General features: G+C 64.5%; 20 protein-coding genes, 1 tRNA gene and 1 pseudogene. 6 read left to right on the top strand and 16 right to left on the bottom strand.

Translation table 11 applies throughout. The features are described from left to right. Positions 1 to 147: 147 nt before the first annotated feature. The 4 genes from FXB38_RS26805 to FXB38_RS26790 are packed head-to-tail and all read right to left on the bottom strand — an operon-like array spanning position 148 to position 4,666. Entirely contained in the window at positions 148 to 888 is a 741-nt protein-coding gene (locus tag FXB38_RS26805; protein WP_148753935.1) for an amino acid ABC transporter ATP-binding protein, read from the bottom strand. Positions 889 to 899: 11 nt separating this feature from the next. Next, entirely contained in the window at positions 900 to 2,420 is a 1,521-nt protein-coding gene (locus tag FXB38_RS26800) for an amino acid ABC transporter permease (RefSeq protein ID WP_148753934.1), read from the bottom strand. Further along, positions 2,417 to 3,622, bottom strand: coding sequence for an amino acid ABC transporter permease (locus FXB38_RS26795; RefSeq protein ID WP_148753933.1), 1,206 nt, complete (start codon positions 3,620 to 3,622; stop codon positions 2,417 to 2,419). The genes FXB38_RS26800 and FXB38_RS26795 overlap by 4 nt, the downstream gene beginning before the upstream one ends. A 27-nt stretch (positions 3,623 to 3,649) precedes the next feature. Further along, the gene (locus FXB38_RS26790) at positions 3,650 to 4,666 is read right to left on the bottom strand and encodes an amino acid ABC transporter substrate-binding protein (RefSeq protein WP_148753932.1); all 1,017 of its coding nucleotides are present in this window, start codon (positions 4,664 to 4,666) and stop codon (positions 3,650 to 3,652) included. Positions 4,667 to 5,052: 386 nt separating this feature from the next. Between FXB38_RS26790 and metC the strand changes: the two genes are divergently transcribed. After that, entirely contained in the window at positions 5,053 to 6,237 is a 1,185-nt protein-coding gene (gene metC, locus FXB38_RS26785) for a cystathionine beta-lyase (RefSeq protein WP_148753931.1), read from the top strand. Positions 6,238 to 6,390: 153 nt separating this feature from the next. Next, a complete protein-coding gene (locus FXB38_RS26780; RefSeq protein WP_148753930.1) occupies positions 6,391 to 8,082 on the top strand; it encodes a Na/Pi cotransporter family protein in 1,692 nt (563 codons plus the stop codon). Here FXB38_RS26780 and FXB38_RS26775 read toward each other — a convergent pair. The 8 genes from FXB38_RS26775 to FXB38_RS26740 all read right to left on the bottom strand — a co-directional run bounded on the left by FXB38_RS26775 (position 8,079) and on the right by FXB38_RS26740 (position 20,936). Beyond that, entirely contained in the window at positions 8,079 to 8,942 is an 864-nt protein-coding gene (locus FXB38_RS26775) for a DMT family transporter (protein WP_148753929.1), read from the bottom strand. The genes FXB38_RS26780 and FXB38_RS26775 overlap by 4 nt on opposite strands. A 70-nt stretch (positions 8,943 to 9,012) precedes the next feature. Then, positions 9,013 to 9,549 carry a TetR/AcrR family transcriptional regulator gene (locus tag FXB38_RS26770; RefSeq protein ID WP_246230163.1) on the bottom strand — a complete coding sequence of 179 codons (537 nt, stop codon included), beginning with the start codon at positions 9,547 to 9,549 and terminating at the stop codon, positions 9,013 to 9,015. A gap of 170 nt (positions 9,550 to 9,719) precedes the next feature. Continuing rightward, positions 9,720 to 10,058 (bottom strand): lipid-A-disaccharide synthase N-terminal domain-containing protein, encoded by a 339-nt coding sequence (locus tag FXB38_RS26765; protein ID WP_148753928.1) that lies wholly within the window; start codon positions 10,056 to 10,058, stop codon positions 9,720 to 9,722. After that, the gene (locus FXB38_RS26760) at positions 10,055 to 10,789 is read right to left on the bottom strand and encodes a glycosyltransferase family 2 protein (RefSeq protein WP_148753927.1); all 735 of its coding nucleotides are present in this window, start codon (positions 10,787 to 10,789) and stop codon (positions 10,055 to 10,057) included. Before FXB38_RS26760 ends, FXB38_RS26765 begins: the two co-directional genes overlap by 4 nt. A 67-nt stretch (positions 10,790 to 10,856) precedes the next feature. Beyond that, positions 10,857 to 11,702 (bottom strand): phosphatase PAP2 family protein, encoded by an 846-nt coding sequence (locus FXB38_RS26755; protein WP_148753926.1) that lies wholly within the window; start codon positions 11,700 to 11,702, stop codon positions 10,857 to 10,859. A 1-nt stretch (position 11,703) separates the two neighbouring features. Further along, positions 11,704 to 13,446 (bottom strand): ArnT family glycosyltransferase, encoded by a 1,743-nt coding sequence (locus tag FXB38_RS26750; protein WP_148753925.1) that lies wholly within the window; start codon positions 13,444 to 13,446, stop codon positions 11,704 to 11,706. A gap of 50 nt (positions 13,447 to 13,496) precedes the next feature. Beyond that, positions 13,497 to 15,605 carry a penicillin-binding protein 1C gene (gene pbpC / locus FXB38_RS26745; protein WP_148753924.1) on the bottom strand — a complete coding sequence of 703 codons (2,109 nt, stop codon included), beginning with the start codon at positions 15,603 to 15,605 and terminating at the stop codon, positions 13,497 to 13,499. Positions 15,606 to 15,731: 126 nt separating this feature from the next. Then, positions 15,732 to 20,936 (bottom strand): alpha-2-macroglobulin family protein, encoded by a 5,205-nt coding sequence (locus FXB38_RS26740; protein WP_148753923.1) that lies wholly within the window; start codon positions 20,934 to 20,936, stop codon positions 15,732 to 15,734. A 413-nt stretch (positions 20,937 to 21,349) separates the two neighbouring features. Between FXB38_RS26740 and FXB38_RS26735 the strand changes: the two genes are divergently transcribed. The 3 genes from FXB38_RS26735 (at position 21,350) to FXB38_RS26725 (ending at position 23,149) form a co-directional block, all read left to right on the top strand. Beyond that, positions 21,350 to 21,426, top strand: a tRNA-Arg gene (locus FXB38_RS26735). Positions 21,427 to 21,744: 318 nt separating this feature from the next. Further along, complete coding sequence (locus FXB38_RS26730; RefSeq protein WP_148753922.1) at positions 21,745 to 22,473, top strand: apurinic/apyrimidinic endonuclease family protein; 729 nt, start codon at positions 21,745 to 21,747, stop codon at positions 22,471 to 22,473. A gap of 481 nt (positions 22,474 to 22,954) precedes the next feature. Next, positions 22,955 to 23,149, top strand: coding sequence for a hypothetical protein (locus FXB38_RS26725; protein WP_246230161.1), 195 nt, complete (start codon positions 22,955 to 22,957; stop codon positions 23,147 to 23,149). A 615-nt stretch (positions 23,150 to 23,764) separates the two neighbouring features. On the opposite strand, the pseudogene FXB38_RS26715 reads toward FXB38_RS26725, so the two are convergent. From FXB38_RS26715 to FXB38_RS26705, 3 genes and pseudogenes are all read right to left on the bottom strand, one after another. Then, positions 23,765 to 24,573, bottom strand: a pseudogene (locus FXB38_RS26715) (hypothetical protein). A 188-nt stretch (positions 24,574 to 24,761) separates the two neighbouring features. After that, a complete protein-coding gene (locus tag FXB38_RS26710; protein ID WP_187435167.1) occupies positions 24,762 to 24,974 on the bottom strand; it encodes a hypothetical protein in 213 nt (70 codons plus the stop codon). A gap of 89 nt (positions 24,975 to 25,063) precedes the next feature. Then, positions 25,064 to 25,300 carry a hypothetical protein gene (locus FXB38_RS26705; protein ID WP_187435166.1) on the bottom strand — a complete coding sequence of 79 codons (237 nt, stop codon included), beginning with the start codon at positions 25,298 to 25,300 and terminating at the stop codon, positions 25,064 to 25,066. Positions 25,301 to 25,559: 259 nt separating this feature from the next. Here FXB38_RS26705 and FXB38_RS26700 point away from each other — a divergent pair, with 259 nt between their 5' ends. Beyond that, positions 25,560 to 25,907: a DUF6481 family protein gene (locus FXB38_RS26700; protein ID WP_148753917.1), complete on the top strand. Its 348-nt coding sequence runs from the start codon at positions 25,560 to 25,562 to the stop codon at positions 25,905 to 25,907. Between the two features lie 168 nt (positions 25,908 to 26,075). Here FXB38_RS26700 and FXB38_RS26695 read toward each other — a convergent pair whose 3' ends face one another. After that, on the bottom strand, positions 26,076 to 26,315 hold the full coding sequence (locus tag FXB38_RS26695) for a pentapeptide MXKDX repeat protein (RefSeq protein WP_148753916.1): 240 nt from the start codon (positions 26,313 to 26,315) through the stop codon (positions 26,076 to 26,078). Between the last annotated feature and the right edge of the window lie 196 nt (positions 26,316 to 26,511).

The following is a 26,511-nucleotide window of genomic DNA, read 5'->3' as shown; positions in this document are numbered from 1 at the left end:
AACAATTCTTGCCCAGTCTCGCAGCGTGCCCACCCTACCGCTGGCGATCGCGGAGAGATGGTGGGCACGGCGCAAGAGCGCCTTTGCCCACCCTACGAGATCAAACCTTGCCGGCCGATCGGCGGCCCCTCCGGGATGTCGCGGGAATCAGCGCAGGATCTGGCTCAGGAACAGTTTGGTGCGGGCATGCTGCGGGGTGGCGAAGAATTCGTTCGGCGTGTTGGCCTCGATGATCTGGCCGGCGTCCATGAACACCACGCGGTTGGCGACCTCACGGGCAAAGCCCATTTCGTGGGTCACGACCAGCATGGTCATGCCCTCCTTCGCCAGGTCGACCATGGTGTCGAGGACCTCCTTGACCATTTCGGGATCGAGCGCCGAGGTCGGCTCGTCGAACAGCATCACCTTCGGGTTCATGGTCAGGGCGCGCGCGATCGCGACGCGCTGCTGCTGGCCACCTGACATCTGGCCGGGGAACTTGCTGGCCTGGTGCGGGATCTTGACCCGCTCCAGGAATTTCATCGCGGTTTCCTCGGCGTCCTTCTTTGGGATGTTGCGCACCCAGATCGGCGCCAGCGTGCAATTGTCCAGCACCGTCAGATGCGGAAACAGATTAAAGCTCTGGAACACCATGCCGACTTCGCGGCGCACCGCGTCGACATGCTTGAGGTTCGGCCCGAGCTCGATGCCATCGACGACGATCTTGCCCTCCTGGAATTCCTCGAGCGCATTGATGCAGCGGATCAGCGTCGATTTGCCCGAGCCCGAGGGCCCGCAGATCACGATGCGCTCGCCCTTGTTGACCTCGATGTCGATGTCGCGCAGCACATGAAACTCGCCGTACCATTTGTTGAGGCCGGAAATGTTGACGATGGGATCAGCGGACATGATGACCTCGATCAGTTGCGGCGGTGGATGTTGAGGCGGCGCTCGACGAAGAGCGAGTAGCGCGACATTCCAAAGCAGAAGATGAAGTAGATGATACCGGCGAAGGCAAAGCCGGTGAACGCGGTCGACGGCGTCGACCATTTCGGATCCGAGAACGAAGCCCGGAGCGAGCCCAGCAAGTCAAACAGCGCCACGATCGAGACCAGCGAGGTGTCCTTGAACAGCGAGATGAAGCTGTTGACGAGGTTCGGAATGACGTGGCGGAGCGCCTGCGGCAGCACGATCAGCGAGGTCGTCTTCCACCAGGACAGCCCCAGCGCCGCCGCCGCCTCGTTCTGCCCGCGCGGGATCGCGGCGAGACCGCCACGGACGTTCTCGGCCTGGTAGGCGCCGGTGAACAGCGCGATGCCGATCAGCGCGCGCACCAGGCCGTCGACAGTGAAATTGCCCGGCAGGAACAACGGCAGCATGTAGGTGGCGAAGAACAGCACGGTGATCAGCGGCACGCCGCGCCAGAACTCGATGAAGGCGATCGAGAAGATCCGGATCAGGGGGATTGAGGCGCGCCGGCCGAGCGCCAGCGCAATGCCGATCGGCAGAGAGGTGACGATGCCTGTCACGGAGACCACCAGTGTCACCAGCAGCCCGCCCCAGAGATTGGTCGCGACGATCGGCAAGCCGCCGTGGTCGAGCCCCATCAGCTTGATAACCATCGCGATGGCGACGAAGGTGGCGATGCTCGACGCGAGCGCGCGCCACCCCGTGCGAATGCCGCCGCCGAGGACAAAGGCGATCAGCGAGACGAACGCCGTCGTGATGGCAAAATCGACCCAGACCGACTGGCCCGTCCCCTGGAGCTGGTCGCGCAGCCAGGTCAGCGGGTAGATCAGCCAACGGATCGCAATGCCGACCAGCACGATGAGATTGCCGACAACCCACAGCAGCGGCGCGATGGCCGATGTCTTGCTCAGGCTGAGCAGCACGTGCCCGGCGCTAACGATGCTGTCGTCGAACAGTTCCAGCAGGCCGGCGGTCCAGCTCAAGCCGAAGCCGCTGATGCCGCCGCCATGCAGCAGAAAGAACGCGACGACCGGAAAGGCGAAGAAGAACAGACTGGCGTTGAGGCCCTTGACAGGCAGGCGTGGAATCAGCAGCGGCAGGAGCAGTGCTGCCGCCAGGATCAGCGCGAGATTGACGCGCCAGCGCTCGGCCTCGGGATAGAAACCATAGATCAACTGCGGCAGCTTGGCCTGAATGTAGGGCCAGCAGGCGCCGACGGTAAATCCGGCGTTCTCGGCGAGGCAGGCGCCGCGGTCGTTGCCGCTCCAGACCGCATCGACGATCAGGAACCTGATGGACGGAATGATGGTAAACCAGAGCAGCAAGGCGCTGACGATCGTGAGCAGGATATTGGTCGGCGAATTGAACAGGCGGGTGCGCAGCAGGCCGACAAAGCCGGTGGTCTTGACCGGCGCGGGACGCTCGGCGACGAGGTCCCGACGGACGAAGGATGACGCCATGATGTCGGTCATGCGCCGAGGCTCCGGTTCAGGCGCCAGCCGTAGACGCTCATCACGCCGCTGGTGACGAGCGAGATCAGGAGGTAGACGCCCATCGTCATCGTGATGATCTCGATTGCCTGCCCGGTCTGGCTCAGCGACGTGCCGGCCCATACCGACACGAGGTCGGGATAGCCGATCGCGACCGCGAGCGAGGAATTCTTGGTAAGGTTGAGATACTGGTTGGTCAGGGGTGGCACGATCACGCGCATCGCCTGCGGCACCACGATCAACCGCAGCGTGGTGCCGCGACTCAGGCCCAGCGAGGACCCCGCCTCCATCTGCCCCTTGTGGACTGACTGGATGCCGGCGCGCACGATCTCCGCAATAAAGGCCGCGGTATAGGTCGACAGCGCCAGCGCCAGCGCCACGAATTCCGGAATGACGCGCGCGCCGCCGGCGAAATTGAACCCCTTGAGCTGCGGCAGCTGGACGGTGATGGGCAGACCGAACACCAGCATGGTGACAAGCGGCAGCCCGATGACGAGGCCCAGCACATATGGCCAGATGTGGATCATCTGTCCGCGCAAGAACAATGCCCGCCGCGCATGGATGCGCAAGCCCAGCGCGGCGACGACGCCGAATGCCAGCGCCGCCAGGAACGGCTCCAGACCGGCCTGGCCGATCGGCTGTGGAATGACGAGACCGCGATTGCTGATAAAGGCGATGCCGAGCAGCGAGATGCTCTGTCGCGGATTGGGCAGCGCCGCGAGCACCGCCAGGTACCAGAACAGGATCTGGAACAGGAGCGGCTGGTTGCGGATGAGCTCGACATAGATCTCGCCGATACGCGACACCAGCCAGTTCGGCGACAGCCGGCACAACGCGACGATGAAGCCGATCACTGTAGCGAACACGATGCCCACCGCAGAGACCACGAGCGTGTTCAACAGCCCGACCACGAACACCCGCAGGAACGTGTCAGAGCCGGTATAGGAAATCAGGGTCTGGTTGACGTCGAAGCCGGCATTGTTCGCGAGGAAGCCGAAGCCGGCGGCAATGTGCTGGTTTTCGAGATTGGCACGGGCATTCGAGATGATCTCGTAGGCGATCCAGCCCAGCACCGCCGCGAAGGCAAACTGGACGGCGACGCCGTTCCAGCCTGCCTTGCCACCCAGAAGCCGCCTGATCTTCAGCGCGATCTGGAGCGGCGGTTTACGAGCTTCGGTGCTCATTGCCATGTGCCGGCTGATCGGGCCGGATCAGCGGATCGGCGGCGCGTACTGAAGACCACCCTTGTTCCAGAGATTGTTGAGACCGCGGTTGATCGCGAGCGGCGAGCCCGCGCCGACGTTGCGATCGAACACCTCGCCGTAATTGCCGACGGCCTTCACGATCCGGATCACCCAATCCTTGGTCAGGCCGAGCTGTTCGCCGAAATTGCCGTCGGTGCCGAGCACGCGTTTCAGCTCCGGATTCTCCATCTTGGCTTTCTCGTCTACGTTCTTCGAGGTCACGCCGAGCTCCTCGGCGGTGATCATGGCGAACAGCGTCCATTTCACGATGTCGAACCACTGGTCGTCACCGTGGCGCACCATCGGTCCGAGCGGCTCCTTCGAGATGATCTCGGGGAGAACCATGTGGTCGTTGGGATTGGCGAGCTTCAGACGGTTGGAGTAGAGGCCGGACTGGTCGGTGGTGAAGACGTCGCAGCGCCCGGCCTCATAGGCCTTGACGGTCTCGTCGTTGGTGCCGAACGCGATCACCTCGTACTTCATGTTGTTGGCCTTGAAATAATCGGCGAGGTTCTGCTCGGTGGTGGTGCCGGTCTGCACGCAGACCGAGGCGCTGTTCAGCTCCAGCGCCGAATTCACCTTGAGCGACTTCTTCACCATGAAGCCCTGCCCGTCATAGTAGGTCACGCCGGTGAAGTTGGCGCCGAGCGAGGTATCGCGGGAGATGGTCCAGGTGGTGTTGCGCGAGAGCACGTCGATCTGGCCGGACTGCAGCGCGGTAAAGCGGTCCTTGGCGGAGGTCGGCACGAATGTGATTTTAGTCGGATCGTTGAAGATCGCGGCCGCGATGGCGCGGCAGACGTCGACGTCGAGCCCGGTCCAGTTGCCCTTGTCATCGGGCGAGGAGAAGCCCGGCAGGCCCTGGCTGACGCCGCAGGACAGCGTGCCCCGGTCCTTGATGGTCTTGAGCGTTTGTGCGTCGGCGGCCTGGGCAGAGAGGCCGACGGCGAGAGCAAGAGAGAAAGCCAGGGTCACGCGTTTCATGGGCTTCAAGCCTTTCAAAGTCATCTCAAGGTCGGGAACGGTGTCTCTGCCAAGACTTTCCCTACAAAAAGGGTAGCCTTGCAAGAGTCATGCTGGAAAACCTTGCCGAACACTCGCCCATCCCGGGAGGCCATACCTTAATCCTCGTCGCAGGCGCCCGCACTTGAGGCCGTGGCGCAAGGTCCGGTCAGACGATGGATCGAAGGTCGCGGCAGGCCCCTCAACATGCGGCGACTGAATAGCACCCGCGCATCACAGAACGACTGGCGAGCCGGGTCAAGGGGTTGACGGGACTCTTCTGTGTTCTGTTATTAACGTCGGTGGCCCCCAGGCCGCCCCGACCGCGCGATCCGCGCCCGGCGGAAACGCTTTTTGAAAGCAGACGCATGGATTCCTCGCACCCCGCACAGCAGCACGCCGAAACCCGGCTGGTCACCTCCGGCCGCGACACCAAGGCGCAGAAGGGGTTCGTCAATCCGCCGGTGTTCCACGGCTCGACCGTGCTCTATCCGACCGCCGAGGACCTGCACGCCCATCGCGGCGAGTTCACCTATGGTCGTCACGGCACCCCGACCACGCGGGCGTTCCAGGACACGCTGATGGCGCTGGAGGGGCCACAATGCGCTGGCGTCGGCATCGTGCCGTCGGGCCTGTCGGCGATCTCGACCACCCTGCTCTCGGTCTTGAAGACCGGCGACCATCTGCTGGTCTGCGACAATGTCTATCGTCCCACGCGCAATTTCTGCAACGGCATGCTCGCCCGCCTTGGCATCGAGACCACCTATTTCGATCCGCTGATCGGCGCTACCATCGAGAAGCTGTTCAAGCCCAACACCCGCGCGGTGCTGGTCGAGGCGCCGGGCTCGCAATCGTTCGAGATGCCGGATATCCGCGCCATCGCTCAAATTGCGCATGCGCGCGACGCGCTCGTCATCGACGATAACACCTGGGCCACGCCGCTCTATCACCGCTCACTCGAGCAGGGCGTCGACATCAGCATGATGGCTGCCACCAAATATATCGGTGGCCATTCCGATATCATGTTCGGCACCATCTCGGCCAACGCCAAGACCTGGCCGCAGATCGCGGAAGGCATCCGCCTGCTCGGCGTCTGCGCAGGCCCCGACGACGTTTTCCTGGCGCTGCGCGGCCTGCGTACGCTATCGGTCCGCCTCGCGCAGCATCATCGCTCCGGTCTCGACATGGCGCACTGGCTGGCCAGCCGGCCCGAGGTCGCGCGCGTCCTGCACCCGGGCCTCGAGACCGATCCGGGCCACGCCATCTGGAAGCGCGACTTCACCGGCGCCTCCGGCCTGTTCAGCATCGTGCTGAAGCCCGTGCCGCAGAAGGCCGTCGACACCATGCTCAACACGCTCAAGCTGTTCGGCATGGGTTTTTCGTGGGGCGGCTTCGAGAGCCTCGCGATTCCCTTCGATTGCAGCGACTACCGCACCGCCACGACGTGGGCGCCCGGTGGCCCGACGCTGCGACTCCATATCGGGCTCGAGAGCACCGACGATCTCAAGGCCGATCTCGATCGCGGCTTTGCGGCCCTCAAAGCGGCAATGTGAGCCTGCTCACAAGGCATTGCGCCTGCGGACGCCAAGACACGCCGCGGGAACGTGCAAGCACCGAATGCGTTAACGCCGACGCGCCAACAAGGGGTTTGATCCGCTGGCGTTTGGCGTTAGCCTGCCCCTTCGACTCCAATCCGGACACGGAGCATGGGAACGTTGGTACTGCTCGATCTGATGGGCGGCGTAGCGCTGTTGCTGTGGGGCCTCCATATGGTCCAGAGCGGCATCCTGCGCGCCTTTGGCCCCGACCTGCGACGCCTGCTCGGCAAGGCACTCGGCAACCGCTTCAGCGCGCTCGCTGCGGGCCTGGGCCTCACCGCGCTACTTCAGAGCAGCACGGCGACCGCACTCCTCACCAGCTCCTTTACCGCCGAGGGTTTGCTCAGCCTCGTCGCCGCGCTCGCCATCATGCTGGGGGCCAATGTCGGCACGACGCTGATCGTGCAGGCGCTGTCGTTCAATATCGCGGCCGTAGCTCCCGTACTGTTCGTTCTCGGCCTCGTCGCCTTCCGCTCCGGCCCGCGCTCGCGGATCAAGGATATCGGCCGTATCGCGATCGGCCTTGGATTGATGCTGTTGTCGCTGCACATCCTGCTCGACACGCTGGCGCCGGCGGAGAACGCGCCGGGCGTGCGCGTCGTGATGTCGGCGATCACTGGCGATCCGGTTCTGTGCATCATCGTCGCCGCGCTTCTGACCTGGGCCGTGCATTCAAGCGTCGCCAGCGTGCTGCTGATCATGTCGCTGGCCTATTCGCAGTTCATCACGCCGGATGCGGGGCTGGCGCTCGTGCTCGGGGCCAATCTCGGCAGCGCCGTCAACCCCGTGTTTGAAGGCGCAAAACGCGACGATCCCGCGAGCTATCGCCTGCCGGTCGGCAATCTCGTCAATCGCATCGTCGGCATTGCGCTGGTCCTGCCGTTCCTGGGCACGATCGCGGGCCACATGCACGCCTGGCAGCCCGATCTCGCCAAGATGATTGCGGCCTTCCACATCGCCTTCAACGTGGGCACGGCCGTCATCTTCATCGGCCTGCTCGACACCATGTCGCGCCTGCTGACGAAGCTTCTGCCGGATCGCGTGCAGGAAACCGACCCGGCCCGCCCCCGCTATCTCGACGAGACGGCGCTGGAGACGCCCTCGCTCGCGCTTGCGGACGCTGCCCGCGAGACGCTGCGCATGGGCGATCTGGTCGAGGTCATGCTGCGCAAGGTGATGGCCGCGATGATGACCGGCGACCGCTCGCTGGTCGACCAGGTCTCGAAGACGGACAATGTGGTCGACAGTCTCGACGAGGCCATCAAGCTCTATGTCACCAAGCTGACCCGCGGCAGCCTCGACGAGAGCGAGGGAAGGCGTGCGATGGAGATCATCTCCTTCGCCATCAACCTCGAGCATATCGGCGATATCATCGACAAGAATTTGAGCGAGCTCGCGACCAAGAAGATCAAGCGGCGCTTCCAGTTCTCGGCTGAGGGCGCAGACGAGCTCGCCGCGTTCCACAAGCGCACGATGGAGTCGTTGCGGATCGCCTTTGGCGTCTTCATGTCGGGCGATGCCAACGAGGCCCGCAAGCTGCTGGTGGAAAAGACTGCGCTGAAGAACACCGAGCTCGCCGCCGTCGAACGCCATCTCGACCGCCTGCGCGAGGGCCGCCCCGAGACCATCGAGACCACGTCGCTGCACCTGGACGTGCTGCGCGATCTGCGCCGCATCCACTCGCATATCTGCTCGGTCGCCTATCCCGTGCTGGATGCGGCCGGCGAGCCCTATCGCCGGACCGAGGCGGCGGAGACGAACGCCCTGCCCGCCTCGGGCGCCACGGCGCTGCCGCGCTAGGGCTGCGACGCGACGCGCGGCTTGACTTGCGTGATGGCGACGCCGGAGATCGCGAGCAGCCCGCCGACGATCAGCTTGGGCGTTATGCGCTCACCCAGGAACAGGACGCTCGAGATCAGCGCAAACACCGGAAGCAGCAGGCCAAACGGTGCGACGCGCCCCATCGAGCAACGCCCGATCAGCCAGAACCACAGGCTGAACCCGACAATGCCGCCGATGAAGATCGTGTAGGCGAGCGCCAGCCAGCCACGTCCATCCGCCGTGACAAGGCTCGCCAGCTGTCCATGTTCGAGGAGCAACGACATCAACATGACCTGCGGCACCGTGAGCAGCGACGCCCACCCCATCAACATCAGGGGATCAAAAGGGCCGTAGCGCTTCGTCAAGACGTTGGACACCGCGAACGCGAAGGCTGCCCCGACCACAAGCAGCAGCGGCAGTGCGTTTGCGGACAGGCCAGGCCCCGCCACCAACACGACCACGCCGACGAAAGCAAGCACCACTCCGGCGGACGTAGTTAGAGACGGCCGCTCCGCGAGCAGCGGCCAGGCCAGCAGGACGGTGAAAGGCGGCGCGAGTTGATATGCAACGGCCGACATGCTTCCCGAGCCGAGCCCAAGGCCAACATAGAAGAGCCCGAAGTTCAGTCCACCAAGGAAAAACGAAATAGCTGCGATAGGGCTGAACTGTTGCCGCGTGGGCCTTTTGACAACGGGAACAAGCAGCAACGCGATGGCCAGAAAGCGTATCGCGAGGAAGAAGAGCGGCGGAAACTCCGTAACGCCCACCTTGATGGCCACGAACTGATAACCCCAGAGCAAGGGAACGGCCACCGCGCAGACGATCTGGATGGCGGACATGGCACCTTTCCTTTCAAGACCGATCAGTCCAAATATAGACGCGCCAATAGCGGAGACGTCCATGGGTTGTTTATCTAATGAAACGGTCGAGAAGAGCGTCAACGGTGGCTTGCGACGTGTTTCGCGTCGGTGCCGTTTTGGCAACCACTCGCAGCCCCCAAAGGAAACAGATGAGAATTCGGGCGGCACTTGAAGGCTCAACACCGTCGGCCAGCTGCCCCGCCGCCTTCGCGCGGGATAGTGCGTTCGCCACCCTGCCCTCCATCGCCTTAAAGTAGCCCGCGACGCGCCGGCCAACCTCGGCATCCTGGCCCGCCAGCTCCATGGCGGTAGCCACCAGCAGGCAACCGCGCCGCCCGTTGCCCCCGCTGGTGCGCTCGACGTAACCGGCCAGGTAGGCCTTGAGGCCGTCAATCGGATCCTTGCGCGGGTCGAATTCGAACTCCATCCGCGCCAGGGCATCGGCAATGTAGCGATCGAGCGCCCGCAGGAAGAGCGAGTGCTTGTCGCCAAAGGCGGCGTAAAGGCTGCCGCGCGAGAGCTTGGTTGCCCGCAGTAGGTCGGGCAGCGCCGTGCCGTGATAGCCGCGCGACCAGAACACATCCATCGCACGTTCGACCGCGGCCTCGATGTCGAAACCTCGGGGCCGCCCACGCGGCGAGTGCACAGGGGATTCGTGGCGCATGCCCAATATATGAACCGATCGGTCTTGAAATAGCAAGCGCGTTTTGGATCGGTTCCGAACAGCTTTTGGGAGGTTTGCGGCCTAGTCCCGGATCAGCGGTCCAATGTCTTCGACGTCCGGCCGCGGTTCCTGATGATCAGCATGATGTTGCGGACATAGATGATCGTTGCCAGCGCCTGTCCGAGAATGATGACGGGCTCGCGCTTGACGACGCCGTAGACCAGCGTCATCAACCCGCCGCCCATCGAGCAGAACCAGAACGCCATCGGCACCACGCTGTTGCCGGCGCGCTCGCTCGCAATCCACTGCACCAGGAAGCGCGCGGTGAAGAACAGTTGCGCGACCAGGCCGAAGGCGAGCCAGAAATCGAACTTGGCGACGAAGACGTCGTAGAGATAGTTGTTCAGCGCCTGGCCGTATTGGATGATCATGCCTTCACCTCAGTCACTTCTGGCGCCGGCTTCTTACGGCGGATCAGCCACCACACGCCGGCGAGATCCATGATCCCGATCCACAGCCGGTCGAAGAAGCCGTAATTGGACACTCCGGAATGGCGCGGCCGGTCGATCACGTCGACATAGGCAATGTCAAAACCTTCGCGGCGGACCAGCGCGGGCAGAAACCGATGCAGCCCGTCGAAATAGGGCATCATCAAGAACACCTCGCGCCGGAATGCCTTCAGCCCGCAACCGGTGTCGCGCGTGCCGTCCTTCAGGATGCCGTTGCGGATGCCGTTTGCTACGCGCGACTGGAATTTCTTGAAGCCGGTGTCTTTGCGCCCGACGCGCTGTCCCGCGGCAAGCCCGACATTTGCGCCCTTCTCGACCGCGGCAATCAGATCCGGCAGGAAGACGGGATTGTTCTGGCCGTCGCCATCGAGCGTCGCCACGATCGCGCCGCGGGCCGCACGCACGCCGCTGCGCACCGCCGCCGACTGGCCGCCCGATTTGGCATGACGCAGCTGCCGCAGATTGTCCCGCTCCGCCATGATCGCCGCGAGCCGCTCGCCGGTCGCATCGGTCGAGCCGTCGTTGACATAGATGATCTCATAGGCCCAGCGGCCATCGAGCGCGGCCGTGATCTCCTCGATCAAAGGCGCAATGTTGTCGGCTTCGTTGCGCACGGGGACGACGATGGAAACCGAAGGCTGGGACGACGACAAATCGAAGCTCGTGGTTGGAATTGGCCTGCCTCCGGGGGGAACCGGCAGCTCCGGGAAGCAGCCGCTTTTATGGGGCGGATGCCCCGCGGGCAACCCTTTTGAGGCGCCCGGGAAGCGGTCCCCGCAGCGGCACGATGGTGCCGTCGGCCCGGATGGCGAAAGCGAGCCGGCGGGCCGCAAACCAGTATCGGACCGCCATGGCGCCGACCATGCCAACCAGCGCACCAGCCGTGACGTCACTCGGGTGGTGCGCCAGCAGCACCAGCCGCGTCAGGATGATCACGACCGCGTAGGTGAACATGAACACGCGCAGACGCGGCCATAGCGCTGAGACCGCAAAGGCGAGCGCGAACGCCGTGATTGCATGGCCAGACGGCAGGCTCGCATAGGCGCCCGTTCCCTCGAACGGGATGAAGTTGAACGGATCGGCCTTGCCGCCGACGAAGGGCCGGCCCCGACCGATCAGATATTTCAGGATCTCTCCGGCGAACACCGACAGGGCAACAGACAGAAACAAGAATTGGAGCCGCGTGCCCAAGCCCAATAGCAGTACGCGGCGGGCGCCGTGGAGCCCCGCCCCAACGAGCGCCACGACAACCAGCGCAACTCCCAGCACCGAGAGCACATACTCGTCCTGGCCGAAATCGGTGAGGATGCGGATCGGCCAGAGCGCCGGCGTGCCGCGCGCCGGCATCAGCTGGATCTCGGTCCCGTCGAACGCGACCATCAGCACGATAATCAGAGCAGCGCCCGCCGCACTGAGCCACAGCGAATGCCGCGCCAGCTTTCGCGCGGCCTCGGCGCGGCGCGAATGCGAGGGCGTGCGCGCGAGCTGCGCCAGCGCGCGTCCCGCGACCCCGAGCAGCTGCGCGGGGTAGCTCGCGCGCAGCGCAATATCGGTTGAGGCCGGCATCCTACTCGGTGCCCTCGGAGCGGAAGATCGAGATCGAGATCGCGCGTCCCTGTGAGAAATTATAGCCGTCGATGCGCGCCCCAACCTTGTAGCGCAGCCCGATCGCCTCGGCGCGCTGGACGAAGCTGCGCTCCGAGCGCTGCTCGATCAGTGCAAACCGGCAGCTTCCCTGCCTGAGGAAATCGGCGGCTCCCGATCCGTCGGTCAGTAGCGTCTGGGTGCCCGTCAGGAACACGAGGCTCGGCTCATGATAGCCGGCCGACGCCGCCTTCGGCCCGACACAGGTGACGCTGCGCAGCGCGCGCGCAATCTCGATGCTCGGAAACAGCGGCGTCAGCGACGGCAGCACAATGCCGTAGACCACGACCGCCAGCATCAGCGCCGCGACCAGCGCGTTGAGCACCGAGCGTTCGGCTCGGTTGCTGTCGAAGAGCCACCAGGCGAACAGGCCGAAAATCAGCGAGGCCGCGATGAACGGCCAGGCCGCGAAGGCCGGCTGCCGCGTCAGCACGACGGCGCCGACGACTGCGATGATCGAGCCGCCCGCGGGGATCGCGAACCACCAGGCCGAGCCGCGCGCCAGCCAGGAGCGCGACAGCACATTCCGCTCCAGCGCGCCGGCGGTGAGGATCGCAATCGCGGGATAGAGCGGCAGCACGTAATGCGGCAGCTTGGTCAGCACCGCCTCGAACACGATCCAGGACGGGATCAGCCAGGCCAGCAGGAACTGCGCGCCGGGCTCGCGCCGCGCCCGCCACACCGCAGGCGCCGCCATCGCCGCGAGCGGCGCGCCCGGCCAGAAGGTGATCCAGAACAGCGCCAGGTACAGTCCGGGCGGCGCGCCATGGGATTCCTGCGCGCCGATCTTGCTCAGCATGTCGCCGCCGACGGAGTCGGCGAAGAAGGCATCGCCCGCGCGCCAGAAGATCGCGATGAACCAGGGCAGCACCAGCACCAGCAGCCACATCAGGCCCCAGAGCGGACGCAGCTTCCACAGCCATGAAGCATCGCGGTCCTGGATCGCGAGCGCAACGATCGTCAGGCCCGCGAACATCAGGATCAGCGGGCCCTTGATCAGGATGCCGACGGCGAGCGCGGTCCAGAAGATCGCAGGCCAGCTCCAGGGCGGATGGGTTTCGTCCTCGGCGCGCTGCCAGGACAGATAGGCGCGTGCCATCGCGCCCATTGCGGCGACCACGCAGAACAACAGCATCGCGTCGGTCTTGGCGAGCCGCGCCTCGACGCCGAGCAGCACGGAGGAGCACATCAGAAGCCCGGCAAGGACCGCGGCGCGCCGCGTCACGAAGCCAAGCGCCGCCCAATAGGTCATCAGCACGGCGCCGATCGCCCCCAACAACGACGGCAGCCGGTAGACCCAGATCCGGAGTTCAGCCTTCGGCAGCTTTAGCGCCGTCGCGACTTCGACCGCGGCGGATTGCAACCAGTAGATGCCGACCGGCTTCTTGTAGCGCACGTCCTCCTGGAAGCGGATGTCGACATAGTCGCCGCTCTCGACCATCTGCTTGGTGGCCTGCGCAAAGCGCGCCTCATCGCGGTCGACCGGCGGAATCGTGAAGAAGCCGGGCAGGAAGAGCAGTAGTGCGCACAGCACGAGGAAGGCCACAGCGCGGGCGTGGCTGGCGGTGACAAAGTCGAGCATCAGCACGAGCCGGCTGCCCGGATTCACAGGCATTTTCGGCTCTCGGGGCGCGCCAAAACGGGGAGTCGGATAGGTCTCGGCCATTGGTTCCGCTTACGCTGAAACCGCCATCGCCACAACCGCTTGAGCCACAGTCATTGAATTCGAATGACAACTGTGTCCGCGGCGCCAACGGCGTCGATCACGGTCAGCCGTGCAAAGCCCGGGCCGGGCGGATCGATCAGGCGCTGGCGCCGCCCGTCGATCTCGCCGAGCGCGGTACCGTTGACCATGACAGTCATCGGCAACACCCCGCCGGCGACCTTCACCGGCATGGCGGAAGCCTCGGCCCCGCCCGAGCGATCCACGTCGATCCGGGAGCCGTTGAGCGGGAACTGGATGTGGAGCGCCTGCTCGCCGCCGGTTCGGACGAGCTCCCCGACCGGACGAAACCGCTTCAGCGGCAACGGCAACTTCGCGTTGCTGGCGACCAGGGTTCCCTTGGGCGGCTTCGGCAGCGGCGTCAACGTCTTGCCGGTCCGCGCGAAGGCATCGAACAGAATGGGCGCAGCGGCGACACGGCCAATCAAGCCAGGAACCGGCGCGCCGTCGGGCCGGCCGACCCAGACGCCGATCGTCATGCGGCCGTCGAACCCGACCGACCACGCGTCGCGATAGCCATAGGAGGTGCCGGTCTTGAAGGCGATACGGTTGTGGGCGGCGTTCTCCGGCGGTGGGGTTCCGAGAAGCACGTTGCCGACCTGCCAGGCCGCGACCTGATCCAGCAGCCGCAGCGGCTCGCGGTCGTCCACGGCCGCCATGACCTCGCGCAGCGGCTTGGTGGTGCCGAGCCGGGCGAAGCCCGCATAGAGCTGGGCGAGATCCTGCAGCGTCACGCCGACGCCGCCAAGGCCCATCGCGAGCCCGGGTGCTTCGTCTTTGGGCAAAACCAGATTGCCGCCGGCCTGCCGCAGCCGCGAGGCCAGCCGGCTCGCGCCGACGCGGTCGAGCAGCACGATCGCCGGCACGTTCAGCGACAGCTGCAGCGCCTTCTTCACCGGCACCGTGCCCTGGAACGTCATGTCGAAATTTTCCGGCGCGTAGGAGCCGAAGCGGACCGGACGGTCGTCGATCAGGCTGTCGGGGTGGACAAAACCGTCCTCGAAGGCGAGCCCGTAGATGAACGGTTTCAGCGTCGAGCCCGGCGAGCGGATGGCGCGGGTCATGTCGACCTGCCCTGCCCGGCTCTCGTCGAAATAATCGGCAGACCCCACGCGTGCGAGCACGTCGCCGCTCTCATTGTCGACCACGATGATGCCGACCGAGATGTTCGGCCCCAGCGCAATCGCGCGGTCGCGCGCCAGGGGCTCGAGCACTTTCTGGAGATTGGAATCCAGCGTCAGCTTGATGACCGGCGCATCCTTGACGGTTGTCAGCGCGCTGTCGGACGCGTGCGGCGCCAGGATCGGCATCGGCTTGCGTAGCTTTGGCACCGGCACGGCTTGGGCCTGCTTCGCCTCGTCGGCGCTGACCACATGCTCCTCGACCATGCGGTCGAGCACGCGGTCGCGGGCGATGCGCGCGGCGTCCGGATAGCGGTCGAGCCGACGGGTCTCCGGCGATTGCGGCAGCGCCACCAAAAGCGCTGCTTCCGCCAGTGACAGTCGCTTCGGCTCCTTGCCGAGATAGGCGATGGAGGCGGCACGGATGCCTTCGAGATTGCCGCCATAGGGCGCGAGTGCGAGGTAGAGGTTGAGGATCTCGTCCTTGCTCAGCGTCCGCTCCAGCTCGATCGCGCGCACGATCTGGTGCAGTTTTGCGTAGAGCGAGCGCTGCCGCCTCGGCTCCATCAGCCGGGCGAGCTGCATCGAGATGGTCGAGCCGCCGGACACGATGTGGCCGCGCGTGGTGAGCTGCACCGCGGCGCGGCCCAGCGCCAGCGGATCGATGCCATCATGGGCGTAGAAGCGCTGATCCTCATAGGCGAACAACAGCTTGAGATAGGTTGGATCGACATTGGCTTTCGCATCGACCGGCAGCCGCCAGCGCCCGTCGGCCATGGCATAGGCGCGCAGCAGTTTTCCATTGCGGTCGACGACCGTGGTCGAGACGCGGCGCGCTTCGTCGAGCGGCAGCGGACCGAGGGAATAGACCCAGCCGACGAAGGTGCCGATGGCAAGGATGAATGTGAACGCAGTTATTGAGAGGATACGAGCACCGTATCCCCGCACTCCGTCATGGCCGGGCTTGTCCCGGCCATCCACGTTCTGACTCGCGGCACCAAAGTCCGTGGATGCCCGGGACATCCGCGCGAAGACGCGCTTCGCGCTTTTGCCCGGGCATGACGGCGGAGTTGCTGGCTCGTTCGGAGCATCAGTCATTCCAAACACTCACTTCGCCGCCCGCACCTCGACAGTGCCCGTGCCAGTGCGGCCGTAGCGCGAGGGGTTGTACATGTCCTCGACATAGGCCTGCGGCAGCACGTATTTGCCGGGCGAGACCACGCGCACGACGTAGGCGACGGTGAAGACCGCCTTGGAGTCCGAGGCGCGATCCACCGCCGCCGTAAAGCGGTCGTCGCGGAACTCAGTATCCTCCGGCTCCTGGCCGTCCTCGATCCAGTCCAGGGTGCCACTGTCACCCGACGACACCAGCTTGGGATTGTCGATCTCAAGACCTGCCGGGAGATAGTCGGACACCATGATGTGGCCGTACTCGGGCTTCGCCTCCGTAATCTTCAACACCACGGCGAAGCGATCGTTCTGCTTGACCTTGCTGATATCGGCGGGCTTGCCGTCGAGCGTGAAGTAATTGCGCTCGATCTTGAAGCCGTTCGATGCAGCCGGCTCCGGCGTGACCGGCGAGCCCGACACCGAGATCACCGCCTGCACCGGCGCGTCGCCGGTGTTGGTGATCTTCAGCGGCTTGCCGCTCAGCGTGTCCGCCTTGTAGCTGCGGTAGAGCGCGGTCTTGACGCTCTGGCCGTCGACCTCGATCGAGAGGTTTTCCTTGGCCAGCGCCCGCGCCGCCAGCACCAGCCACGCATTCTCCTGCGTCGAGGTGTAGGGCGTGAGCCCGCGCGCGGTTTCGACCCGCATCACGGCTTGCGTCAGCGTCGCCTTCGGCGCGTTGCCTTCGCTTGCGAGCGAGACAAGTGCTGCGGCATCGCGGAGCTGCGAGCCGTAGTCGGTGCGGCCGAACTCCAGCACCGGCTTTGGCGCAAGGCTATCGAGCGCCGCGCCATAGACCCGCTCCGCACGGTTGCGATCGCCGACCAAAGCGAGCGCTGCCGCGAGCTGGGATTTGGCGATCGGCGTCGCCAGGTTGTTCAGCTTGGTATCCGCGAGATAGCGGAGGTCGCCGATGGGAGCAGCGCCATTGCGGGCCAGCACATAGAGGCCGTAGGCGAGATCACGGCCACCATCCTTCTCCGGCTCATTGCCGTTGACCACCGAGTTGCGGATACGATCCAGCGCGTCCTTGAACAGGACGTCCGGCACCACAAAGCCCTTTTCGCGGGCGCGGGTGAGGAAGTCCGTCACATAGGCATCGAGCCAGGCATCATCGCCGCCCGCCGACCACAGGCCGAACGAGCCATTGGAGCCTTGACGGGCCAGGAGCCGCTCGATCGCATCGCGGATGCGGCTATCGACTTCGGTGTCCATCGCGAGATGTGCCCCGGCCGCGAGATCGTTGACGTAGAGCAGCGGCATGGCGCGGCTCGTGATCTGCTCCGAGCAGCCATAGGGATAGCGGTCCAGCGCTTTGAGGATCGTCGCCGCGTCCAGCGCGGTCGACAGGCTCGCCGAGACAGAGACGCTGCCCGTGCCCGGCACCAGGTCGGAGAACATGTCCGATGTCAGTGTCAGGCTCTCGCCCTTCGCCAGCGTCCGGATCGAGCGCCGTGCCAGCACTTGCGTTGCCGCCTTGACGTCAAGCGCATAGTGGCGCGCGAGCGCAAGGCCGTTCGGTCCCTTGATGTCGACGTCGAGTGTGGCCGGCCCCGCCGCGGTCGCGTCGATCGCCAGCGTGAACGAATTGCGCTGCTTGGCGGCGAGCTTGACGGTGGTGGCGGCATTGCCGGTCATCTTCACCGGACCGCCGGTCTTCACGTTGATGATGTAGTCGCCGCCCTCGCCCTCGACATTGTCGATCTCGAGATTGACCGTGCCGTGGTCGCCATTGAGCAGGAAGCGCGGCAGGGTCGTGGTCAGCACCACGGGATCGCGGATCACCACGTCCGTGTTGGCGCGGCCGAGCTTGGTCGCGGTCCACGCCACCGCCATCACGCGCGCGGTGCCGGCGAACTCCGGAATATCGAAGCTCACTTCCGCACTGCCGTCCGCGCCGACGGTGACGATGCCCGAATAGAGCGCGAGCGGCTTCTGCGCGGGCGGCGAACCCTGGAGCTCGGCAGCGCCGGCGTCGCCGCCTGACTTGATCTGGCCGCGCGTGCCCGACATGCCGTCGATCAGTTGCCCGTAGAGATCGCGGATCTCCGCGCTCAGGCGGCGCTGGCCGAGATAATAATCATCCGGCGCCGGCGGCTTGTAATTGGTGAGGTTGAGAATGCCGACATCGACCGCAGCGATCACGATTTTGGCGTCCTCGCCCGGATTGAGCCCGTCGAGCTTGACCGGAATCTTCAGCATCGCGTTCGGCCGGATCAACGCCGGTGGCGTCAGCTTGACCTGGAGCGTACGCGTCTGCTTGTCGATGCCGAACCATTTCAGGCCGATGGCGCGGCCCGGCATGCGCTGGGCTGCCGCATCGAGCGGACGGCGCAGCGTCGCCACCACATAGGCGCCCGTGCCCCAGTCCTTGCCGACCGGAAGTTTTATCTGCGCGGTGCCTTCCTTGACGTCGACGGTCTGCGTCGTCAGCAGGCGATCGCCGAGCACATTGACGGTGAGCTTGCCGGCGGAGCGGACATTGACCGAGACGGTCATGGTATCGCCGGAGGTGTATTGCGGCTTGTCGATCGAGGTCTCCAGCAGGTCCGGCGTATCGGCGCTGCCGTCGGAATACCAGCCGACGTCGAACTGCACCGAAGTCACGGAGCCGTCTGCATCGTTCGACTTCACGTCGAGCCGGTAGCGACCGGGCTTGGGCGCCAGCGTGATCCGCGTTGGCTTGTCGGCGGCAATGGTGACGTCGCCGTCGGCGACGCGCGATGTCGACTTGACCGGCTCATACTCCCAGTAATTGTTCTGGCGGTACCATTGGTAGCGCGACTCCATCTTCAGGAGCTCGTAGCGCAACCCGTCGCGGGGAAGCGTCTTGCCCTCGGGCGAGACGAACACGATGTCGAACTCGGCCTTGTCGCCTTCCGCGACGTTCTTGTCGCCAAAGAGCGGCTTGATGCCGATCAGCCCAGTCGCCGGCGCAACCGGGAGCACGAGCTTGCGCTCGACGGCGCGGCCGCCGGTCTCGACCATGCGGACGAAGATCTGCGCCTCCTGCGGACGCGTCGAGGCCGGCTGCTTCTGCAGCGTCACCGGGAACGTGGCAACGCCATTGGCATCGGCTTCCGGCAGGTTCTCCAGCGGGGTGCGCTCGTTCGACGTCGTCTGCTCGTCATCGACGCCGAACTGGTAGCCCGCATAGCCGGGGCGTTCGCTCGCGGGCGCGATCAGCATGTCGCCCTCGAGCTGAAGGCCGGATGCGGGCGCGCCATAGAGGAAATGACCGTCGGCCTTAAGCTCCACAGGAGCGTTGGCTTTGATCAGCTTGTCCTTGGCCGACAAGTCGAATTCGATCCGATCGGGGACGTAGTCCTCGACCATGAATGTGGTCTCGCCGACCGATGAGCCCTTCGGATCGGTGAAGGCGCGCACCCGCCAGGTGCCGGTCGGAACGGCCGAGTTCAGCGGCACGGCAAGCGTGCGGCCGCCGGCGCCCTGGTCGGCTAGCACGGCGCGGCGGAATTCGACGCCGTCGGGGCGCTCGATCACCAGGGTCAGCGGTCCGCCGTTGACGGCATTGCCTTGCCCGTCGCGCAGCAGCGCGGTGAGATAGACCGTCTCGCTGGAGCGATAGACGCCGCGCTCGGCATAGACGAAGGCGTCGGCGCCCACGGGCACCGCACGGCCCGCGACGCCGCGGTCGGACAGATCAAAGGCCGAGGTCTTCAAGCTGAGGAAGGCATAGTCGGCCTTCTCGCCGGTGACGGTCAGCATCGCCGGCGACAGGCCGCCCTCGCCGCGCGCCAGCCCCGACTCGAACAGCACGTGGCCGGAATCGTCGGTCTTGCGCGTCGCCAAAATCTCGTTGTTGCGGGCGACCAGCCGCACCTCGGCTTTGCCGACCGGATCGGTCGAGGCCAGCGAATTGACGAAGACGTGGATGCCGTCATTGCCGGAATAGGCCGTGACGCCGAGATCGGAGACGATGAACCATTGGGTGGCGAGCTGGTAATCGTCGTCGCTGCCCGGGCCCTTGGCCGCTGCCGTCATCACATAGACGCCGGGCTGGAGCTCACCGAGCGCCTGGTCGACCGGAAATGCGGTGATGACGTCCTGGTTCAGTGTCGTCGCAGTCGCGAGCTCGCCGGTCCAGACCTTCACGCCGCGTTCGCCGCCGAGATCGCTGAGCTGGTACTTCGACAGCGTCTTCTGGAAGTCGCTGTCGACCACCGTGTTGATCAAATTGCGATCGCCGATCCGGAACACGTTGACGGTAACCGCCGGCGTGTTGACGCTGACCACGGGAATGCCGCGCTGGCCCGTGCGCGGCAGCACATAGGCGCGGCTGGTGAAGCGTACGAACGGCTTGCGGTCGCGCACATAGATGTTGAACTCGGCCGATTTCGGCAGGCCTTCCTTCAGGGTCGACGGCAGGCCGGCGCGCAGATTGATGTTGTAGCGCTCGCCATGCTTCAGCCCATCGACGCAGAGCTGCTTGCCCTCGGCCGACAGGGCCGGCTTGTCCTGCCCGGCAAGCGCAAGGAACGGCGCGAAGTCGGTGCGTTTGGCGAGTTCTTCCGAGAACTGGAAGCAGGCACGCGGGCTCGCCGAATCCGAGTCCACGGTATAGTCGAGCAGCCGGAAGCCGTGCTCGTCGCGCAGCTTCTCGTAATTGCCGCGAACATCGGCGACTTCGCGCATATCGAGCGACAGCCGCAACGCGTCCAGCGCCGGCCGCCACAGCTTGCGTTCGGCGAGCGACTTGCCGAGCACGGCGAGCGCATCCGCCTCCTCACCCGGATTGCCGGCGCGCATGTAAGCAATGTAGGCAGCGGTCGAGGCGCGCTCCAGCAGGAAAGTCTGCTCGCTCGAGCTCTTCGGCGATATCTGGAAGATGACCTTTGCGAGCCGCAGCCAGTTGCCGGCGTCCTCAGGCGTGACGGCGGCGATCTGGCCGAGCACCGAGAGCCCGGTGCGGTAATCATTGCGCTTGAAGGCGGCATCCGCGTCGGTGCGCAAGGTCGCCCCGGTCTTGGCGACCGGCCCCGCCTCACTCTTGATCTGCGCCTCCAGCTTGATCGCGGAATCGGCGAGATCGTCGCGCTTGAACGCCTTGTCCGCGGCTTGCGCCGCGCTCAGGCCAAGCGCCAGCATGGCGCAGAGTGTGACGGCGCGAACCAGACCGATCATGAAGGGACTCCCGGAAATCGCGGACGAACGCCGCGGCGGCGATAAAGTGCGCGCAAAGGTGACGGACTCAAGGCGATGGAACCAAAGGTGCAAATCGTCGCATTCACCATGGCAAGTCACGCCCCAAGGCACGCCCAGAGGAGACCGATCGAGATATCGCCGCGCACGCCGTCCTGTGGCGCAGCAATATCGGACCAGTCGACCGGCGGCCGTGTCCCGGAAGCTAGTCAGCGCCCCCGGCGATGTGATCCATCGTCCAGTACGCTGCCGCTCGACCCGGCACCCTGACACTCCGCCGTTCCGCTTTGTCGCCGCGTAAGGGAAAACGGTTCGGTTCAGGCTTGGCGAAGCACCAGATTTTTCCTATTGGCATGATATATGACGGCCAGCCCCCGAACCGGGGTGGCCAAGACGGTCCCGTAGCTCAACTGGATAGAGCATCAGATTTCTACTCTGAGGGTTGCAGGTTCGATTCCTGCCGGGATCGCCAGATGACTTTCTTCCCAATGTTTCCAAAGGGTTGACGCTTGAGCTTCTTGGCGCGACCGTGAACACGGCTAAGCGGAATCAAGCGCGCCTCAGTATCGCCTGCGTAGCCCCTTGCGCCGCAACGGGCCAGCGACGAATCGCGAAGAATAGACCTACTTGTCGAACTACACGCTCGTTTGACCCCGGAAGAAGCATATAAGAATGAGGTATTCCTCGACGCGCGCGAGGTAGCTCACACATTCGACGATGCGCTGCTGAAGCTAATCTTCGAATCGAACGATGAAGTAACTGAAGTTGCGAAGAGGTACGGGTTTTTTTGATGATGGTTGGCTTCTCAACTGGGGCTCTCGCATACGGCGATTTCGGACGTGCTCTGAAATTGCTGGAGCCAACACGTGCAAATGCCGTTGAGCTGTCTGCCCTTCGATGCGTCGAGCTACCTGTATTGCTGAATGCGCTACCATCGCTGTTAGAGAAGCTCTGCAAGCGCTACCAATACATTAGCTTCCACGCGCCCACAGATTTCGACGACGAACAAGGCGTTGTAAGAGAGCTCGCAAACGTCGCAAAGCTCGGATTGAATATAGTGGTCCATCCTGACACCCTGCGCGATTTGTCACTGTGGCGAGAACTCGGAAGTCGACTCTGCGTAGAAAACATGGATTCTCGAAAGCCGACCGGGCGTACAGCGGAAGAGCTCGGCGAATTCTTCGTCCATCTGCCCGACGCAAGGTTATGCTTTGATATAGCGCATGCGAGACAAGTGGACCCTACCATGACAGTCGCTGCTCGCATTCTCTCAGAATTTGGCGCCAAAATAGCGCAAGTTCACGTAAGCGAGCTTAATAGCAAGGGGAAGCATTTTGCGATGTCATACGGCGCAAAGCGCGCTTATGAGTCATTTGCGGCTAGGCTCTCGCAGGTACCAATCATCCTAGAATCCGTAGTGCGCGAAACAGAAATTTCCTCGGAGATCAGCGAGACCGAAAAAGTCTTCAGCTACGGTGTTCCCGATGGAAGCCGCGGTATTGTTAGGGAGCACAATTAACCTCATCGATGGCCTCCATCACGAAGTCTGGATGACTTGGCAACGCGCTATTACGAGGGCATCCACTCCGAGGTCCAACCGGCGCCCGAGGCTGCGGTTGTGAGGGACGGGGCATCAACTGAGGCTCCGTGCGGCTCACAGTGCGCCTAACCTCGTTAGGGCATGCCGACTGCGAAAGCCGTCAAGTGTTATAGCCCGCGAGTGAGGTGGAGTTCGGCCAAGAGCCGCCGTGAAGTCGGCGCGCAATCTCAAATCGGCTAGGCCGGTTGCGCATGATGGCTGCACGCGCCAAGACTCATCGTTGGAGCACAATACGACTCCCCCATCGCAAATCTGTCGTCTTTCACGAACGCGTGGGGCACCTGCCCCGGCCTTTGAACCGTGCGGATGCGCCCTATCTATGCGCGGCGGGCGACCTGCGCGCGACTAGGGACTGTGGATGCCGCGAACCGAATTGACGAGAATGGGGATCGCCTGTGCGGTGGCGATCGTCGCGATGTCGTTTCTGGCGCTCGACGCCATCGTGGACGTCAACTCCAGCGTAATCGCAAAGCGGATCGAGCTGGCGCAGGCGTCCATTGCCGACGCCGCGATGAGCCAGCATCAGCTCGCCTCCGCCGTTCAGGCGTGCGCGCATCGAGACCAGCAGCAGCCGACGGCGGTCGAGCGATTCTAACTTGGGCCCCGAGTGTTCCAGCATTCCGTTTGTTCACGGTCCGACTCTGCTTCGTTCCCAAAGCACGAATCGCGACCGCAAAACGTAGTGCCGCGCATGTCTTAACGGCGCGTTTCGCAAATCCCCCCGAGCACGGGGCTTTCTCATGACTGGTGCTAAGACCCGAACCGGGTCGACTTGTCTGTCAGACGAAAATCGGCCCTTCGCTCGTCGTCGCGCCGATCGCGAGCGAGTTGATGCCACGCCAAGGCCAGTTCGATGAGGCGTTGCCGGTCGGGGCCTTCGGACGCCGCGGCGCGCTTCATTGCTGCCTCGGCTTCATGCTGAGGGTCGTACTTCGTGCACATGCGGGCAACTTTAACCGGCCGATATGGACAAGGGCGTGGCAATTTCGTCCGTATGATTGCGGTGGACGAAGGTCGCACCGCGTGCGCGCTTCCGCACGATATTACCGCGACGAATTTGAGGTGCCGACGTCCCGACGCGACTGTTCTGAGCGCCGGGCGCTGCCGCGGGGAGCGCCAGAGAAAAGTTGGGACAGTTATCGCGTGTCGCCGCAACGTTGAGGCGGGCACCGGGCCCGCCCCATTCATGCCGGATGTCGCCGTGAGCCGTTCAGTAGCAGGCGCGCGGATCGGCCTGCACATACTGACCGCTCGGATAGCGGTAATAGCAATTGCCTTGTGCGAAATAGTAGCCGGGGCGCGAAGCAGCGGTGGCACCGGCGATGGCGCCAGTCGCGCCGCCGATCACGGCGCCTGCGGCCGCCCCCGAGGCGTTGCCGGAAATCAGGCCGCCAAGGACGCCGCCGACGATGGCGCCGCCGAGCGCGCTCGCGCCCGGATCTGGTGCCGGCGGCGGCGGTTCGTAGGCGACCGGCGGACCCGGCGGCGCGTAGGCCACCGGCACGTCGTCGATATAGTCTTCGGAAATGTAGGCGGGCGGGCCGTCCATCGGCTGCGGATAATAGTACCAAACGCCGCCGACATCCCACCACCAGCCCGGACGGCCGTTGTGGACCTCGTGGCGCCAGCGTCCGCCGTCCCAGGCAAGATTGCCGCGATAGGCGTGGCCGCCCCAGTCGCGCGCCGGTGCCGGACCGCGTGCCATGTAGCGACCGGGTCCCGGCGGCGGGCCGCCGGCATTACGCGGCCCGGGACCATGCGGGCCTGGAGCTGCTCCCGAACCTGGGCCTGGAGCCATGTGGGCCTGGCCGCCGGGCTGAGGCGCGGGGTGCACGGCCTGTTGCGGCGGAGGACCCTTGCGCATGTTCGATTGGCGGGGGGTGGGCTACCTGCGCCCTGCCCTGGCGGCTGGCCGGTGCCCTTCGGCGGCGCTGCGTCCTGCGCTTGCGCTGACACTGCCAGCAACGCCATGGCCGAAACCATGGGAATGATGATCTTCATGCGGCTGGACGCACTCATGCGCGCTTACCCCCCTCAACTTTCGCAATTGCCGTAGTCCACGCGCGATAGACGATTCGGATCGCGCCTGGGTGATGCCGACGAACATGACCGGCCTGTCAAATTGACCCCGACAGGTCGGCTATGTCCCGTTACAAATGATTAAGATCACGGCAATTTTTCGTCCGGGCGTGTCCGGCGAGACCGGCCTAGCGGGCAGGCTCGATCACATTGCAATTGCTTCGCCCCGACATCAGGCAGTCCTGCATCTTGCTGGCGGCCGTGAGGTCGCGGGCGAGCCACAGCCCGACACCGAGGATGACAGCGGCGATGATCAGACCCGCGATTGCGCCGCGCCGACTGTCGCCGGATTGGGGTTTTGGCGGCGCGCCGGGCTTGTCGGCAGGATCAGGCTTGGACATGGCTACTTGGATTTGGGGACCTTGTCGCGCGGTGAGGCCCTTTATCAGCTCTGCGACGTCGCGTCACATCCTGCCCTGCCCCTCGCCGCTTAGCCCCTGGTCGCCCTCAGCGCCTCCTTGCGCGAGGTCTCGACCGCCGGGATCGCCTGCTGCCGGCGCGGCGCGCAGCTGGTCAGGATGAAGGCGGTCTGGGTGCACTCCCATGCGGCCCCTAGAACGGTGCTCTCGATGGGCTGCGGGCGGGCAAGTAACAGCACCGCACCTGTCACCGCCACTGCGGCGGCCGTGATTGCAAGGGCCTTCAGGCTCAGCCGGAAAAAGATCATGCCCGTGCTCCGTCTCGTGGCGGACGCTAGGCGCCGCCGTTGGGGTGCCCTTATGAGGGACATCACAATTCGGCAGTTTTTCCGGGCTACGAAGGATCGGCTGGTCGAGCGATTTTCGTTGACCTGATCGGCTGCGATTATGGGTGGCTTCGCGGCGCGTGACGATGTACACGCTTCTGCGTCGCGTGGTGCCTGCTTGTGCCCAGCCGACGTACCAACAGTCACCGATGTAGGATTGAAAGCGAGGAAGGCAAGGCCCGTGAGTGGATTTAGGGAACCCGGGTTTTCAGACCGGCAAAAGGCGGCGCAGGAAGCGCGCAAGAATCTTTTGAACAAATTCAAGTCGCAGCCTGGGCCTGATGATCCCGCGGTTGTGGCGAAGCGTGCCGAGCGCGAGGCTCTCGCGGTCAAGCGCGCCGAAGCGAAGGCTGCGCGCGATGCGGAAAAGGCCGAGCAGAAGCGTCGCGAGGAAGAGGCCGCAGCGCTGGAAACCGCGCGGATCGCCCGCGAGGCGGAAGAAGCGGCAGCAAAGGCGGCTGAGGTCGAGGCCGAGCAAAAGGCCAAGCGCGACGCGCGTTACGCCGCCCGCAAGTCCAAGCGGAAGTGACCTTCAACAAAATTTGACCTGAAGCGCACGTGCTTCAGGTCAAATCCTGACGGTACGGACCAGCCACGTCCGCGCGAACGCGCGCGTACGTTGTCAGGCCCTCGACCGAAATCGGAGCAGCGCATGCCGGGCTCGCCCCCTCGAGGCGCCCGGCACGACGGCAAGAGATCAGTTCTTCTTCATGCCGTCGTCTTTCTTCATGCCATCCTTCGACATCGTGTCTTTCTTCATGCCGTCGTCCTTGGACATGGTGTCCTTCTTCATGCCGTCCTTGGACATCGTGTCCTTCTTCATCATGCCGTCGTCCTTGCCCATCTTGTCCTGGGCGAACGCGGCCGGCGACAGCGCCAAGCCAAGCGAGAGAGCGGCAGCCGAGACGCCGAGCACGATGCGGGTGCGAATGGTCATGAGAAATAATCCCTTCAAGATGGTGTTTGCCAGCGACTTGTGCCGCTACACAATCTCGACGGATCGACGCGCAGGCTTGTTACGCGACGTTTCGGACTTTTTTTCTGTCAGGCCGGCGCCCCTGCTCGCCAATCGTGCTAATGCCCGGAACAGGGCCAAGCCGCGTGTGCGTCGCAGCAACGACGCGACTTGCAGC

This window comes from Bradyrhizobium cytisi (assembly GCF_008123515.1).
Lineage (GTDB): Bacteria > Pseudomonadota > Alphaproteobacteria > Rhizobiales > Xanthobacteraceae > Bradyrhizobium > Bradyrhizobium cytisi.
This window is presented reverse-complemented; position numbering and strand designations above follow the sequence as displayed.